Origin of the sequence: Zymomonas sp., assembly GCF_020216885.1 — a bacterium.
Lineage (GTDB): Bacteria > Pseudomonadota > Alphaproteobacteria > Sphingomonadales > Sphingomonadaceae > Zymomonas.
Genome location: NZ_JAIWON010000068.1, coordinates 1 through 16158 on the forward strand (window position 1 = coordinate 1; position 16158 = coordinate 16158).

Genomic DNA, 16158 nt, shown 5'->3' on the forward strand with positions numbered 1-16158 from the left:
AGGTTCGACATGGAAGGCCTTGCCTCGCCAAAAGAGGGGGGGACGAAGGGCTGCCAATTTATTGCTGCTTCGGATATGACTGGTGGCGGCATCCTCAATAGCCTGCATCATCCGGTTCAGATGCTCACCGGATTTAATCATGCCCCCTTGGCTATTTTGGACTAACAGATTATCCATCGCCATACCGTCACGGGTCGTATGAATGCGGGCATCAAGAATATTGCCACCAGTCGCATGGATAGCCCCAGAAATCCGATAGAAAAACCCAGGATGATCGATCGCATACAGACTTATCATTGTGGCATCATAAGCGGGCATCTCATGCCCAGTTACCGAGATGGATTGCCCCTTACTATCTGTCTCCACTATCTGTTGCATATTGGCAGCAATGACATCAGTCCGTTCTGAAAACCAATAGTCATCCGGCAAACGCTTTACCAAAGCATGCAATAAATCATTATCCCAATCCAGCTTTTCACTGACATCATTCTGGCGGTTTTCAATCCGCTGCCGCCTTCCGGCACCATGTCCGGTCGGGCCCTCCAAAAGGCATTGAGAGCAAGCCTCATAGAGAGAGGTCAATAACTGGTTCTTCCAACTATTCCAGATATGGGGGCCAACAGCCGAGATATCCGCCACAGTTAAAAGATATAATAAACGCAGTCTTTCAGGACTTTTGACAGCATTTGCGAAATCGGTAATCGTTTTGGCATCCGCTAAATCACGCTGAAAAGCGGTATGAGACATCAATAAATGATTTTTGACCAGCCACGCCACCAGCTTGGTTTCAGCCGCAGTCAGACCAAAACGCGGACATAAACGTAAGGCAATTTCTGCCCCCAGAACTGAATGACTTCCCTCTCGACCTTTGGCAATATCATGCAAAAACAAAGCCATATATAGCACAAGACGGGCATTCAGTTGTTTAAACAGCCGACTTCCCAAAGGATATAAATCTTCGAGCTTGTTGTTTTCTATCTGCCATAAAATATCCAATGCTCGGATGGCATGTTCATCGACTGTATAATGGTGATACATATCGAATTGCATCTGGGCGACGATCCGACCAAAATCAGGAATAAACCGCCCTAAAACGCCGGTATTATTCATGATTTTCAAAATCGGGGCGGGATTATAGGGCAAAGTAAAAAGCGTTAAAAAAGCCGCATTACAAACAGGGTTATTCTGTAACGCCTCGTCAATCAGGCGAGCATCTCGTCCGGCTTGGCGTAAAGTCAAGGGATGAATATCCAAGCGATGACGATAGGCTACCGAAAAAAGGGTAATCAAAGCGGCCGGATTGTGGCGGAAGAAAAAATCATCATCAAGGACAATCTCCCCTTGAATAACCGGAAAACCCTCAATCTGTTTTGAAGCCCCCGACCGCCTGTTTTTCGGCTTCAAATAGTGGTTAACTTTCAAGGCATCAATAAAAAGCGCAGCCAGATTCCCGACCATCTTCGTGACCAAAAAATAGTGATGCATAAAGCGCTCAACAGCCGATTTTGCCGATTTCGAGCGATAGCCCATCTTTTCAGCCAGACTGCGCTGGACATCAAAATTTAATCTTTCTTCAGGGCGCTTAACTAAAATATGCAAATGGCAGCGCACCGCCCATAGAAAATTTTCACAGCGACGAAATCTTTTTGCCTCATGACCCGCAATCAGATCAGCTTTTACCAAGGCATAATCAGTCAAAATAGGCGAAGTCAGAACCGTATGGCGGGCTTCTTTTTCTAAATACAGATATTTGGCGATCCAAAACAGACTTTGCAGATCCCGCAATCCACCCTTGCCTTCTTTCAAATGCGGTTCAACCAGATAGCGACTGTCGCCACGCGCCAAATGCCGATCATCCCATTCCAACAATTTGGCAGCGACAAAGTCACGCCCTGAACCAACAACCACCTTTTGGATAAAACGGGTCGAAGCCTCTTCAAACAAAATCTTATCGCCGACCAGATAGCGACTTTCCAAAAGAGCCGTTCTGATCGTGATATCTTTTTTCGCCATTTTCAACATATCGCTTAAACTGCGATGGGATTGGCTAACCCGTAAACCGACATCCCAAAGCAGGGATATCAAGGATTCGATCAATTGTTTTTGCGCTTTTCGGGGTGATCGTCGGGATAAAAAGGCGATATCCACATCGGAATGCAGCGCCATTTCGCCGCGCCCATATCCGCCCACCGCCAAAATAACCAGATTATCGGTCGCTTTTTCGTCATTGCCGACCATGGCATACAAGGCCAACTGAATAATCTGATCGGTAAGATAGGCATAACTCAAAGCCGTAATTCGGCCTTGATGCGGGCGGCGGGTCAAAGCCTCGGCAATGACCTCCCGTCCTTTTAAAACCGTCTGTTTTAATACAAGGCTGACAGCACGGTATTCCGAAACCGGATCACCGGCTGCCGCCTTTTTAATCAAAGCAATTTCTTCTTTTATGGCCGGATAATCAATAATCTGTGGCTGGGAAGCCAAGGATAAAAAAGATACCGGCATAAAATTTCCTCACTTATTTCAGATCGGGCGGGGTGGCCTCCTCCAACAATAAGGCAATTGCTTCATCAACCGAAAGAATAATCTGGTCGCGGCTGCCCAATTTTCTGATAGCCACTTTGCCTTCTTCGGCTTCGCGTTTACCAACCACCAAAATATTCGGCACCTTGGTCAGACTATGTTCGCGAATCTTGTAGTTGATTTTTTCGTTACGAAGATCGGAAACCACCCGCAAGCCAGCAGCTTTCATCTTCTCAACAACAGATTCAGCAAAGCTGTCTGCTTCTGAAACAATGGTTGCCACAACAGCTTGAACCGGAGCCATCCACAGCGGGAAACGTCCAGCATGATGCTCGATCAAAATACCGATAAAGCGTTCAAAGGTGCCGATAATCGCACGATGAAGCATAACAGGCCGTTTGCGGCTGCCATCTTCGGCGACATAGCTGGCATCCAGTCTTTCCGGCAGAACATAATCAAGCTGCAAGGTGCCGCATTGCCATGTCCGGCCAATCGCATCAGTCAAATGGAATTCGAGCTTCGGGCCATAAAAAGCACCCTCGCCCGGCAATTCTTCATAATCGGTAATACCGACCTGTTCCAAAGCCGAACGCAGACCATTTTCGGCATTATCCCATAATTCATCATCACCGGCACGCAATTCAGGCCGCAGGGATAATTTCACCGCATAGCTGGTAAAGCCTAAATCGCGATAAATTGAATCCAACAGATTCACAAAATCTTTGGTCTCGGTAACGATCTGTTCGGCGGTGCAGAAGATATGGGCATCATCTTGGGTCAACTGACGAACCCGCATCAAACCATGTAAAGCGCCATGGGCTTCATTACGATGACAGCAACCAAATTCCAGCATTCTTAAAGGCAATTCGCGATAGGAACGAATACCCTGTTTAAAAATCTGGATATGAGCAGGGCAGTTCATCGGCTTCAAAGCCATCAGATTACCCTTACCCGACAATACCGGCTTATCTGGATCGGTGCTTGGGATTTCATCAGGGACGACGAACATATTTTCGCGGAACTTGCCCCAATGCCCAGAAGCCTCCCACAAAGCCGCATCCATCAATTGCGGCGTTTTGACTTCCTTATAATTGGCATTTTTCATGCGGCGACGAAGATAGGCTTCCAACTGTAACCAGATGGTATAGCCATTCGGATGCCAAAAGACCGAACCTTGGGCTTCCTGCTGTAAATGGAATAAATCCATTTCCTGACCCAAACGACGATGATCGCGTTTTTGGGCTTCTTCCAGCCTTTCAAGATGCGCTTTCAGCTGCTTGGCATTTAACCAGCCGGTGCCGTAAATACGGCTCAACATGGCATTATTCTGGTCACCACGCCAATAGGCACCTGAAACACGGGTCAGCTTAAAGGCCTTCGGATCAAGTTTTCCGGTAGAAGGCAAATGCGGGCCCCGACACATATCGAACCATTCTCCGGCGCGATAGATAGTCAGCTCCTGCCCTTCTGGTAATTCTTTTGCCCATTCGGCCTTGAATTTTTCGCCCTCAGATTCCCAAAGGGAAATCAGCTTGTCCCGTTCCCAAACTTCACGCACCAAGGCATTATTGTCAGCAATAATTTTCCGCATTTCAGCTTCGATCAGCGGCAAATCTTCTTCGGTGAAAGGCCGATCTTTCGGCGCAAAATCATAATAGAAGCCGTCATCTGTCACTGGGCCAAAAGTAATTTGGGTTCCGGGGAATAATTTCTGGACAGCTTCTGCCAAAATATGGGCATAATCATGCCGCACCAGTTCCAGCGCCTCGGCTTCATTGTCGGCCGTAATGATTTCCAACCGGCCATCTTCCAAAAGCGGCTGAGAAAGATCTATCATCTGACCATTAAAACGGGCAGCCAAAGCCTTTTTGGCAAGGGATGTAGAAATAGAGGCGGCGATCTGGGTGGTAGTAGTGCCCTGCAGAACCTCGCGCTCCGAATTGTCAATAAGCGTGATCCTGATCTTCTCAGCCATTCTCGTCTTTCTTTTATTTCAAAGATGTTAATATCGAAGCGGCAAAACCGCTTCAGAGGCTTATGCGCGGTCTTACCCTTATGTTGCAACCTCTGATCTGCGCTAATGATACATTATATCATCAATAGCAAGCCCACAGGATTCTAGCAGTTAAGATAGACCCCTTCTAAAAAAAGCGTTAAAGATATTAGCTTTATAAATCCAGTAAGTAAGCTGGCGTTATTTCAGAAGTGACAGTTTTTTAAAGTAGGCTTATTACGACGATGACAAGTGCTTTTATCAAATCGGCTCATGGGAAACAGTTATCCTATCATAAATTAGAAGGATCAGGGCCCACCATCGTCTTTTTACCGGGCTATATGTCCGATATGCACGGTTCCAAAGCCATCGCCCTCGGCGCATGGGCGGCTGAAAAGAAACGTTCATGCCTGCGTTTTGATTATTCCGGCTGCGGCGAAAGCGAAGGCGATTTTCAAGACGGCACACTAACCGAATGGCTGGAAGACTGCTTGTCCGTCATTGACCAACTCACCGAAGGCCGCCTTATTCTGGTCGGCTCTTCTATGGGCGGCTGGCTGATGTTGCTTGCGGCACTTCGCCGCCCTGAACGGATTGCCGGATTGGTCGGCTTGGCGGCTGCCCCTGATTTCACGGAATGGGGTTTCTCTGAAAAAGAGAAAGAGATTATCGAAAAACAGGAAAAATTAGTTATCCCTGTTGACGATGCCGGTAATGAAGTCTTTGTCACCCGCAATTTTTGGGAAAGCGGTCAAAAAAATCTGCTCATGACTCAAAAAATCGACATTCAATGCCCTGTCCGTCTTATCCAAGGTCAAAAGGATACAGAAGTGCCATGGCAAAATGCCTTGATGCTTTCCGAAAAGCTGGCCTCGGATAATATTCGCGTCACGATGGTCAAAGATGCCGATCATCGCTTGTCACGTTCTTCGGATATTCATCTAATTATCAATACGCTGTCCGAATTATTGGCCGAAATTCCCGCCTGATATTTCCCGATAAAAAGCAGGTATCATGATCCTTTCTCTTTTTGCTTTACTCGCTGCAACTGACCAGATGACTTCACCGGCTGCCAATAGCGCACCGGTTGAAGCTGCCTCGGAAATCCCGTCGCTTTCTTTGCCCAAATCACCGGTTTTTCTGGCAACAGGGCCTCGAGAAAGCACCCCCAAACTGACTAACTCTCCCAAAGAAACCACGACATCAGCCCCTTCGGGAGCGGCAAAAAACGTAAAAAAAAAGAGCCGTGATCGAAAAAAAGAAAAACAGGATAACGAGACCCTAAAAGTCATTGTCCCAAATGCCAGTTTGAAACAGCGTTATGATCAATGCGTCAATATGATCGACCGCGACCCCGAACAGGCCGCTGAAATTGCTAATACATGGCGTTTAAGCGCGGGCGGCGTGCTCGCCAACCAATGTCTGGGCATGGCCTATGTCGCGCTTGGTCGGTATTCTGCGGGGGTCGATTCTTTTGAACAGGCCGCAAGGGAATCCGATCTGGAACATGATGGCCGCTCTGCTATTTTCTGGTCACAAGCCGGAAATGCCGCTTTGGCTAATCAGGATCCAGGGGCGGCACGCAATGCTTTCGATCATGCGCTGATGTCACCGGTTATGCCGGATAAGATGCGGGGCAATACCCTATCCGACCGCGCCCGCGCAGATGTCGCTGTTGGCGACTATGCTATTGCCCGACAAGATATCGACAAAGCCCTCAAACTCATTCCGAAAGATGCGACGGCTTGGCTCATGTCGGCTACTTTGGCACGGCATCAAGGGGATCTGACCCGCGCTAAAAACGATATTATCGAAGCTGAAAAATTCGCGCCACTTGATACCCATGTCTCTTTTGAAAAAGGTCTTATTTACGCTCTTTCCGGCGATAAAGAGACCGCAAAATCAGCATGGGAAAGAACAATTCGAGCGAACCCTTCTGCCGAAATTGCCGAGGTCGCCCGCAAGGCACTTTCTGAAATAGACGATATATCTGCCAATTCTTCAACAGAGCCAAAATCGACAGCCCCTAAAGCACCCTAAAATTTTTGAGACTAAAAGGCTTTTTTCTGCCAAAATCTTAAAAATAAAAGCAATAAGCGGTGATAGGATAAAAAAACAAAAAGAATGCAGATAAGGCAGCCTTTTTCTGTATTTTTTTCTATAAAAGAGAAGGGTTGCAGTCATTTTGCAAAAGCCGGTATTTTACAGGCCAAGGTAGAATCTGTTCTGAAAGGCATGAGCGATGCGTTATATTCATACGATGATCAGGGTTTCCGATCCTGATGAAACTATCCGTTTTTTCAGTTTTCTTGGACTTGAGGAAGTAGGACGGGTCAATAATAACGAAGGCCGCTTTACGCTCATCTATCTCGCTGTGCCGAATGACAATGTTCAGGTCGAATTGACGTGGAATTGGGATGAAAAAGGCTATGAAGGCGGCCGCAACTTTGGGCATCTCGCTTTTGAAGTCGATAATATCTACGACAGCTGCCAAAAACTGATCGACGGCGGCTATGTCATCAACCGTCCGCCCCATGACGGATGGATGGCTTTTGTCAGAACGCCAGATCAAATCTCAATCGAGTTATTGCAGGCCGGTGACAAACTAGAACCGATAGAACCTTGGAAATCCATGCCGAATACGGGTAGCTGGTAAAAGCGGCTCTATCGTCATTTTTCCGACAAAGGACATCTAAAATGACTATCGAAATAGTGGCAGTGCCAGCCTTTGAAACCAATTATATCTGGCTGCTTCACGATAAGGTCAGCAATAAAACCGTCGTGGTTGATCCGGGACAGGCTGAACCTGTCTTGGATTTCATCCAGAAAAAAGGCTGGGAAGTAACCCAGATATGGAACACCCATTGGCATAATGACCATACCGGCGGCAATGAAGTCATCAAGGCTGAAACCGGTTGCAATATCATCGGGCCTTCTCATGAAAGCCACCCGATACCGGCTATTGATATCAAGGTCGATGAAGGCGATGAAATCGGATTAGGTAGCCTTGTTGCCAAAGTCATGGCGATTCCAGCTCATACCCTCGGCCATGTCGCCTATTATGTTCCCGACCATCATGTTCTTTTTTGCGGCGACACCCTTTTTGCAATGGGCTGCGGCCGGATTTTTGAAGGAACGGCTGAACAAATGTGGCAGGCATTACAACGCTTTGCGGCACTGCCTCCCGAAACAAAGGTCTATTGTGGCCATGAATATACGCAGGATAACGGCCATTTCGCGCTGACTGTTGATCCTGATAATCAGGCCTTGCAAAAACGGGTCAAAGAAGTCGATCTTCTCCGCGCCCAAGGCAAAATCACTTTGCCAACAACCATTGCTCTCGAGAAAGCGACTAATCCTTTTATGAGAGCAAAAAATCCCGAAGAATTGGCTAAACTCCGCAAGGCCAAAGATATTTTCTAAAATATCCTTTTTCCTCTTTTCGACCCAAGGAAATAGCGTGACCACAGATAAAGCGAAAAAGACAGCCCTTGTTCTGATTGAATATCAGAACGACTTTGCCAATCCCAATGGCGTTTTTTATGAAGCTGTCAAACCCGTGATGGATGCCAGCGGCATGTTGGAAAACACACAGGATCTGGTCGCAAAAGCGCGGGCTTTGGGCGTGCATATTCTTTTCTGTCCGATCACCTTCACTGCTGATTATCATGAAATGAATCCCCAAACCCATGGCATTTTGAAAGCCATTCTTGAAAAACAGGCTTTTCAGCAAGGCTCTTGGGGGGCTGAAATCATCGAACAGCTTCCGGTGAAAGAAACGGATATCGTTATCGAAGGCAAACGCGGATTATCGGGTTTCTACAGCACCAATCTGGATTTCATCCTGCGCCAGCTCAAAATTGAAACCCTTGCGGTTGCCGGATTCCTGACCAATTGCTGTGTCGAAGCCACCTTGCGGACAGGATATGAAAAAGGCTTTGATACCGTTGCCTTGACCGATTGCACCGCCGCCACCAGCGCGGAAGAACAGCAGTTTTCGGTCACTAAAAACTTCCCGATGTTCTCCCGTCCCCTGCCCTATCAGGATTTCCTAACCGAACTCACATCTGGAAACCGGACAGACACTTCGGGAGGTGGCTATGCCGGATAAGGCCGCATCAACAAAAAAAGATAGCTTACTGGAAGCGCTTATTCCCGCGCTTTTCAATAAAGCCCTTAGCCTCAGTAAAGCCAGACGGACAGAAGAAGCCTTGGTGGTTTATGCTGACCTTGATGATCGTCTCAAGGATGCAACCGAACCTCAATGGCAACTTTATGCAGCGATGACACTTGCCAATCAGGCCAGTTGTTTTCGGATATTACAAAATCCCCAAGCCGAAATAGCGACCCATGATCGTTTGATAGAACGCTTCGGCAATTTGTCAGATACCGAACTTCAAATCTATGTCGGGAAAAGCCTTTTCGACAAGGCCGTCTTGCTCAGCAATGCTGAAAAATATCAGGATGCTATCGACAGCTATGATGCGCTCGTCCAGCATTTTTCGGAAAACCCCTTACCCTTGTTACAATCAGGGGTAGCCAAGGCTTTATTCAATAAAGCCAGCTTGTTCAGCAAGATGAATGAGACAGAAAAATCTATCGCCTGTTGTGATGATTTGCTGACTCGTTTTGCAGATAACAAAGATCCAAATATCGAAAAAATTGTTGCCAATACCCTGCTCAACAAAGCGGGTTGCGTTGAAAAATTGGGACAGCATGACCGGATGATTGCGGCCTATGATTGTTTCCTGAACCGCTTTGCCGATAGCAAAGAGGCTGATTTACAGCTTTGCCTTGCCTTGGTATCGATCAAGAAAGCCGAAGCCCTTAAAGAGAATGACCAGCTGGAAGAGGCTTTTTCAATCTATGAAGGCCTTATTCATCGCTTTGAAAAAGACGAAAGCGATGAGATGGCGTTCCAACTGGCCAAAGCCTATATCAATGCCGCCGATATTCTCTGTCGCCTGCAACGGCGGGAAGATGAAAATAATCTTTATACCGCCTTCATCACCCGATTTCTTTCCACCAAAGAACCCAGCCTCCAAATTGCGGTCGCCACCGCTTTAATTAAAAAGGCAACCAATCTCGTTGCAAGAGGACAGGTAAAAGAAGCCATTGATTGTTACGAACTCGTTTTAAACTCGCTGGATGACAGCGAAAATCAGGAATTAAAAAAATACCATATCTTGGCGGAAAAAGAGAAAAACAGCCTCGAAACCGTGTAACTCGACCGATAAAAGGCGCTTATCCTTGCGCCTTTTATCGCCTCTTCCGATCTCAATTTTTATAAGACAAAAGGCAGTTTTTCCGATCTTTCGGATAGCGTCTTTTTTCTATGACCTTTATAGCCCTAGACTTCCTGTCTTATTCCATTTTCAAAAGCGACGGCAAAAGCAGCATGAATAGCATAATCGAACAAGCGAAAAGCCAATTTGAAAGCCTGATGGAACCCTCCACAGAGCAAGATAACGAAACCCGTTTAAAGAGCTATGACGAATGGCTGGCATCTTTTTCCAAAGAGCAGGAAAAAGATTTACAGATTTATATCGCGATGGCGCTCGCCAGCAAAGCCAGTTGCTTGGCTGCCATGAACCGGATTGACGATGCGCTTATCGCCTATGATGCTTTAATAAGCCGCTTCATCGAAGCCGAAGATATCAATTTACAGATTTTCGCTGGAAAAGCGCTGTTCGACAAGGCAGTAACGCTTCGCAAAGCCAAACGGAATGAAGAAGTCCATCCGGTTTATGATGAATTGATCACCCGTTTCCGCGATAGTCAGGAAGCCGAATTACAGATTTGTGTTGCCAAGGCTTTGTTCAACAAAGCAGGCAATCTTGATGCCGTCGAAAAAGACGAAGAAGCGCTTAGCTGCTATAACGAACTTATTTCTCTGTTCTCGGGCAGCGAAACGCCGGAATTGCGGAATAATGTTGCCAAGGCGTTATTCTATAAAGCGGTTACCTTAAAGAAACTGGAACGGACAGAAGAAGAAATCGCCTGTTACGACCAGTTAATCAGCCTCTTTTCGGATGTTGATGATAAAGAAGTTCAAAATGGCATCGCCAAGGCTTTATTCAACAAAGCCGCCGCGCTTTATCACCTCAATCAAACCGAAGAAGCCATTGCCGTTTATGATGCGCTTATTCAGCGTTTCATCGACACTGAAGACGATGCCACTGCCAAAATCGTTGCCAACAGCTTTTTTGAAAAAACGGGTTTATTAAGCGAACAAGGTCGCGTCGAAGAAGAAATTGACGGCTATAATCGCTTTCTTGCTCGTTTTTCGGATTCACAAGATCCGTCTATTCATATCATGATTGCTACGGCCTTGATCAATAAAGCGATCAGCTTGGCACAGGCTGGACAGGATACGGAAGCGCTTGCCAGCTATGACGATCTCCTTGCCCGTTTTGGCGAAAGCGAAGATCCTAATTTACAGCTTTATGTCGCGCGGGCATTATTCAGCAAAGGCAGTCATCTCGGCGATCATGGTAGCCCTGAAGCAGCCCTTCCAGTTTATGATGATTTTCTGACCCGTTTTTCCAAAACAGAAAATGGCGGATTACAGATCGGGGTCGCAACGACCTATCTTAAAAAAGCTATTTATCTCATCAGCCTTGGTCGCCTTGATGAGGCCGAAGCCAGCTACGATCATCTGATTGACGATATGGATGCAGAAAAAAATGTCACGCTGCGCCAATATATCGCGATGGCACAGCAGGGCAAAAGCGAGCTTGAAAAACAGCGCGCCTAAACCCCTCTGTCACTGACAAAAAAAGAAGCTCTGTTTCGGCAGAGCTTCTTTTCTAACTATAAAATATTATACCGGATTAGCGGATATTCTGGAATATTTGCTTTAACTGCATCGCAGGTGTCATCGCGCCTTTGACTTTAACCCGTCCGGTCATAAAGGCCGTCATCGGATTCAGCTGACCATTTGCCAAAGCCTTAAAATCACCCCAACTAAGGCTGATTACACTATCGGCTTCTCCATCATCCCGTTCGACTTTACGACTGATACCATCCAAAAGGATGGTGCCTTCTTCTCCAAAATCGAATTTGATTTTGGAACCGGCAACATAGGCATCACTTTTGATGACTTTGGCGATAAACTGATCCTGCGTAAAATCCAAAATATATTCCTTCGATGCTGTTTATCCGGCCTCAACCCTATTTTGCCAATAATGGGTCGAGTTTACCTTCACTGTTCAATTTGACCAGATCATCACAGCCACCGATATGCTTGTCATCAATAAAGATCTGCGGCACCGTCCGGCCACCGGAACGCTTAATCATTTCGGTTCTTTTGGCGCTGTCATCCGTGACGTCATATTCATCAAAATGCACGCCTTTTTCGGCGAACAGAGCTTTTGCCCGTTTGCAATAAGGGCAAACCCGCGTGGTATAAATTTCGATATGCGCCATGAATACTCTCCCAATGAATGAAGCGAAAGCCGTGTTATCTCCGATTCTAAGATAGGAGGTAACCGACTAAATGTTACTGGCAACAGGCTACTATTTTACCCAGAACAGATAAAATAAAATATTGAGATCATAGTGATGCAATGAATTACAGGAACCCAATAGCCCTCATCCTCACATCAAATTGATACCAAACAGCAAAACATTTGGCTCTGGCCGAACAATCTGCAAATCGCCATTTCTTTCTTTGATAAGCGTATAAATAAGCCATGCCGCAACCAAACGCGGCGTTAACTGATCCTGCGGGGTTTTCCCTAACAAGGTGGCTTCAATCTGTTCATCAAAGACTAAACGCCGCCCTTCTGCCCGAATAACAATTTCATTGCCTTCGGCTCCGATATCAAGATTACCGCCTCGCACCAAGGCATCAGACGCAATCAAAGACAGATTCAGAAGAATACGAACCGCTTGTTTTTCCATCACCGGATCATCAACCATCCATCCCAACTGGATGCGATGGTCAAAACCGAATAATCCAGCAATAGCCTCACGAATTTCTTCGGTATCGACCGCTTCAGAAAAACCGCCCCCCTGCCCAAAGGCCAATCGGAAAAATTTCAGCTTACTAGCCGAAACCTTGGCGCTTTCAGAAAGGAGGTCAATACAACGCGCCCGCATTTCAGGGTCATGTTCGTCGGCCAACAATTCGATGCCGTTATTCATGGCACTGACAGGACTTAAGAGATCATGACAAAGCCGTGAGCAGAGCAAGCTTGCCAGATTGATAGCTGTCATGGTCATAAAGTCAAAGATCCTTCAAACTGACATTTTAATAAGGTTATCTTATTTAAATAGAATAGGTTAAAGCTATAGTAAAAAGACTTACCACAAGCTGTCATTTATTATTTTCAGGCATATTTACTCGACAACAAGTCGGCAAGGATGAAATATGCCTTCAACTACCCCGTTTTTACCGGCATACCATCCTTCTATTTTATTGGAAGCCGCAATCAACCAATATTGCCCATCATGTGCCAAAGCTGCATCCCAATGAGACGGACGACAATCACCCGATGGATGGGAATGATAATGGCCAATGACCTTTAGACCCCGCTCTCGCGCTTCCCGATGGGAACGTATCAGATCGGCTTCTTCCATTTCAAAAAAACGCTCTGGCTGGGCGGCTTTATTTTCCATTGGCCTAATTTCGGTCACAGAATGCGCGTTACCGATTAAAAGGCCGCATATTTCCTTATCAGGACAGACCGAAGCCGCCTGTAAAATCACTTCAACAAAAGACGAAGCGATAAAAATTTTCACGCTTTCCTTGTCAGAAAGCGGAATTCCATTAGTGAAAGCCATAAAGAACATCATGGCAAATCATCGGAACAAATCCAAGGGAGCTTGATAGAAAAGCAATGCCGACAGAACAAGTGACGTTAACAGAAGAAATGATCGGCTGGCGCTTGGATCGGGCTTTGGCCAGTTTGATAACCCGCCTCTCGCGAGAAAGACTAAAAAACCTCATTTCCTCCGGCTGCGTTAGTAACAGCCAAGGGACATTGGTGCGCGATCCGGCTTTCAAAATCAAAAGCCTTGATTGCTTTACCGTTGATATTCCCCTTCCCCGTCCGGCACATAACGAACCACAAGATATCCCGCTGGAAATTGTTTTCGAAGATGAACATCTGCTGGTGGTCAATAAACCGGCAGGTATGGTGGTGCATCCTGCTGCCGGTAATTATGACAATACTTTGGTGAATGCGCTACTTTATCATTGCGCCGGAAAATTATCCGGTATCGGTGGCGTAGCAAGACCGGGTATTGTCCATCGGATTGACAAGGACACCAGCGGCCTATTGGTGGTAGCTAAAACCGATCCCGCTCATGCAGGCCTTGCAGCACAATTTGCCGACCATTCGATTAACCGCCGGTATCAGGCGATTGTTGACGGCCATCCCAGCCTTCAAGGCCATGTGGATGCCCCTTTGGCGCGCTCTTCCATCAATAGACAAAAAATGGCGATTGTCTCGGATGGACGCGGCAAACGCGCTGTCACCCATTATCGTATGATTACGCCTTTAAAAAAGGCATCCCTTATAGAATGTCGCCTTGAAACAGGCCGGACGCATCAAGTCAGGGTGCATATGTCCTCTATCGGTCATTCTTTATTGGGTGATCCCGTTTATGGACGGAGCAAAAAGGCGCATCATGCGTTATTACAATCGTTGGCTTTTCAAAGGCAGGCTCTACATGCTGCCCATCTGGGGTTTATTCACCCGATTTCAGGTAAACAGGTGGACTTTGATGCGGAAATGCCCCAAGATATGCAGCTTTTATTCAAGATGCTTATGATAAGCAATCGTAACTAAACAGCCAACTATTCGTAGGTAGCAAATTTGGGAAGACGGGAGAAAGATCAAAATGGCCACCAGTAGCACCCTTCCGGCAGTGGTTCCTGCATTGGGCGGTGACCAGAGTCTTAACCATTACTTGGCCGATATCCGCAAATTTCCGATTTTAAAACCGGAAGAAGAATATATGCTGGCTAAACGCTTTCAGGAACACCAAGATCCGAAAGCCGCCAGCCGTCTGGTAACCTCCCATTTACGTCTGGTTGCCAAAATCGCGATGGGATATCGCGGCTATGGCCTGCCTGTTTCCGAATTGATTTCAGAAGGCAATATCGGCCTGATGCAGGGTGTCAAAAAATTTGACCCCGAACGCGGTTTTCGCCTCGCCACCTATGCCATTTGGTGGATAAAGGCTTCTATTCAGGAATATATCCTGCGGTCGTGGAGTCTCGTTAAAATGGGAACCACTGCCGCACAAAAGAAGCTGTTCTTCAACCTCCGGCGTTTAAAGAGCAATATGAATGCCTTTGAAGACGGGGATTTGAAGCCGGATGAAGTCGACTCCATCGCGACCAATCTTGGGGTCAGCAATGAAGAAGTCGTCAATATGAACCGCCGCATGGCGATGGGTGGGGACAGCTCGCTTAACATCGCGATGCGGGAAGACGGCGAAGGCCAGATGCAAGACTGGCTGGTCGATCAGGAGCCGCTACAAGACCAACAAATCGAAGAGGAAGAAGAAAGCCTCGTTCGTCATAAATTGTTGATTGAAGCGATGGATAAACTGAACGACCGTGAAAAACATATTCTGACAGAAAGACGGTTAAGCGATAACCCAAAAACACTGGAAGAATTAAGTCAGGTCTATGGGGTCAGCCGTGAACGTGTCCGTCAAATTGAGGTGAGAGCCTTCGATAAATTGCAAAAGGCGATCATGGAACTCGCCGGAGACAGAAAACTGTTACCCGCTATGGCATAGGTGATTTACGCCATTGGTCATCGCATTACAAAACGCCCTGCCTCACGGTGGGGCGTTTTTTTATAGAAAAGAATTTCCTGACACACTGATAGTAAAGTTTAATTGTCAGACCGTTCCCGCCTTCCTTATAAAAGAAAAGACGCGCCCTACATATAAATGAACAGATTATTCTGCCTAGACAAGCATTTTTAAGGACAGGAAAAATGGCAAAAATCAATAGTATTTTAGAAGCGATCGGGAATACGCCTCATCTGCGTCTCAATAAGCTGTTTCCTGACCATGAAGTATGGATAAAAGTCGAAAAGAGTAATCCGGGCGGCTCAATCAAAGACCGTATCGCCCTCGCTATGATCGAAGATGCCGAAAAAAGCGGCAAATTGAAAAAAAGGGGCGTGATTATCGAACCGACCAGCGGGAATACCGGAATCGGTCTTGCTATGGTTGCTGCTGTCAAAGGCTATAAATTGATTTTGGTTATGCCTGAATCAATGTCGATTGAAAGACGGCGTTTGATGCTGGCCTATGGTGCCGAATTTGACCTGACACCGAAAGAAAAAGGCATGGCTGGCGCTATCGAGCGCGCCCGCCAATTAGCCGAAAAAACCGAAGGCGCTTGGATTCCTCAGCAATTTGAAAATCCAGCCAATATCAATATCCATGCCACCACAACAGGGCAGGAAATCTTGAAAGATTTCGCCGACACACCGATTGATGCTTTGATCAGCGGCGTCGGCACTGGCGGCCATCTAACCGGCATCGGTGAAAGCCTCCGTAAAAAATGGCCGGATATCCAGATTTTTGCGGTTGAACCGGCAACTTCTCCGGTTTTGGCAGGCGGCAAAGCGGGCGCACATGCTATTCAGGGCATTGGTGCAGGTTTCGTG

16 protein-coding genes are annotated in these 16158 nt (G+C 46.7%); 10 read left to right on the forward strand and 6 right to left on the reverse strand.

Annotated features, from left to right (window positions below):
* Both LDL18_RS03630 and thrS read right to left on the reverse strand, forming a co-directional pair.
* A partial coding sequence (locus tag LDL18_RS03630) for a [protein-PII] uridylyltransferase (RefSeq protein WP_296507024.1) occupies positions 1–2505 on the reverse strand: 2505 nt, incomplete at its 3' end.
* Positions 2506–2518: 13 nt separating this feature from the next.
* On the reverse strand, positions 2519–4498 hold the full coding sequence (gene thrS, locus LDL18_RS03635) for a threonine--tRNA ligase (RefSeq protein WP_296507025.1): 1980 nt from the start codon (positions 4496–4498) through the stop codon (positions 2519–2521).
* Between the two features lie 263 nt (positions 4499–4761).
* Between thrS and LDL18_RS03640 the strand changes: the two genes are divergently transcribed.
* From LDL18_RS03640 to LDL18_RS03670, 7 genes are all read left to right on the forward strand, one after another.
* The gene (locus LDL18_RS03640) at positions 4762–5505 is read left to right on the forward strand and encodes an alpha/beta hydrolase (RefSeq protein ID WP_296507026.1); all 744 of its coding nucleotides are present in this window, start codon (positions 4762–4764) and stop codon (positions 5503–5505) included.
* Between the two features lie 25 nt (positions 5506–5530).
* Positions 5531–6556 (forward strand): tetratricopeptide repeat protein, encoded by a 1026-nt coding sequence (locus LDL18_RS03645; protein WP_296507027.1) that lies wholly within the window; start codon positions 5531–5533, stop codon positions 6554–6556.
* Positions 6557–6758: 202 nt separating this feature from the next.
* Positions 6759–7172 carry a VOC family protein gene (locus LDL18_RS03650; RefSeq protein ID WP_296507028.1) on the forward strand — a complete coding sequence of 138 codons (414 nt, stop codon included), beginning with the start codon at positions 6759–6761 and terminating at the stop codon, positions 7170–7172.
* 41 nt (positions 7173–7213) lie between these two features.
* Entirely contained in the window at positions 7214–7939 is a 726-nt protein-coding gene (gene gloB, locus LDL18_RS03655) for a hydroxyacylglutathione hydrolase (protein ID WP_296507029.1), read from the forward strand.
* 37 nt (positions 7940–7976) lie between these two features.
* A complete protein-coding gene (locus LDL18_RS03660) occupies positions 7977–8627 on the forward strand; it encodes a cysteine hydrolase (RefSeq protein ID WP_296507030.1) in 651 nt (216 codons plus the stop codon).
* Positions 8617–9741, forward strand: coding sequence for a hypothetical protein (locus LDL18_RS03665; protein WP_296507031.1), 1125 nt, complete (start codon positions 8617–8619; stop codon positions 9739–9741). Before LDL18_RS03660 ends, LDL18_RS03665 begins: the two co-directional genes overlap by 11 nt.
* A gap of 173 nt (positions 9742–9914) precedes the next feature.
* Positions 9915–11273, forward strand: a complete 1359-nt coding sequence (locus LDL18_RS03670) for a tetratricopeptide repeat protein (protein ID WP_296507032.1) — start codon at positions 9915–9917, stop codon at positions 11271–11273.
* 76 nt (positions 11274–11349) lie between these two features.
* Here LDL18_RS03670 and LDL18_RS03675 read toward each other — a convergent pair whose 3' ends face one another.
* From LDL18_RS03675 to LDL18_RS03690, 4 genes are all read right to left on the reverse strand, one after another.
* Entirely contained in the window at positions 11350–11652 is a 303-nt protein-coding gene (locus LDL18_RS03675) for an SCP2 sterol-binding domain-containing protein (protein WP_012817168.1), read from the reverse strand.
* Positions 11653–11689: 37 nt separating this feature from the next.
* Entirely contained in the window at positions 11690–11944 is a 255-nt protein-coding gene (gene grxC, locus LDL18_RS03680) for a glutaredoxin 3 (protein WP_296507033.1), read from the reverse strand.
* 171 nt (positions 11945–12115) lie between these two features.
* A complete protein-coding gene (locus tag LDL18_RS03685; protein WP_296507034.1) occupies positions 12116–12742 on the reverse strand; it encodes a histidine phosphotransferase family protein in 627 nt (208 codons plus the stop codon).
* A 117-nt stretch (positions 12743–12859) separates the two neighbouring features.
* The gene (locus LDL18_RS03690) at positions 12860–13303 is read right to left on the reverse strand and encodes a M67 family metallopeptidase (RefSeq protein ID WP_365974664.1); all 444 of its coding nucleotides are present in this window, start codon (positions 13301–13303) and stop codon (positions 12860–12862) included.
* 56 nt (positions 13304–13359) lie between these two features.
* Here LDL18_RS03690 and LDL18_RS03695 point away from each other — a divergent pair, with 56 nt between their 5' ends.
* From LDL18_RS03695 to LDL18_RS03705, 3 genes are all read left to right on the forward strand, one after another.
* Complete coding sequence (locus tag LDL18_RS03695) at positions 13360–14313, forward strand: RluA family pseudouridine synthase (protein ID WP_296507036.1); 954 nt, start codon at positions 13360–13362, stop codon at positions 14311–14313.
* A gap of 52 nt (positions 14314–14365) precedes the next feature.
* Positions 14366–15274 carry an RNA polymerase sigma factor RpoH gene (gene rpoH, locus LDL18_RS03700; protein ID WP_296507037.1) on the forward strand — a complete coding sequence of 303 codons (909 nt, stop codon included), beginning with the start codon at positions 14366–14368 and terminating at the stop codon, positions 15272–15274.
* A gap of 203 nt (positions 15275–15477) precedes the next feature.
* The coding region (locus tag LDL18_RS03705) for a cysteine synthase family protein (protein ID WP_296507038.1) at positions 15478–16158 on the forward strand (681 nt) is incomplete at its 3' end.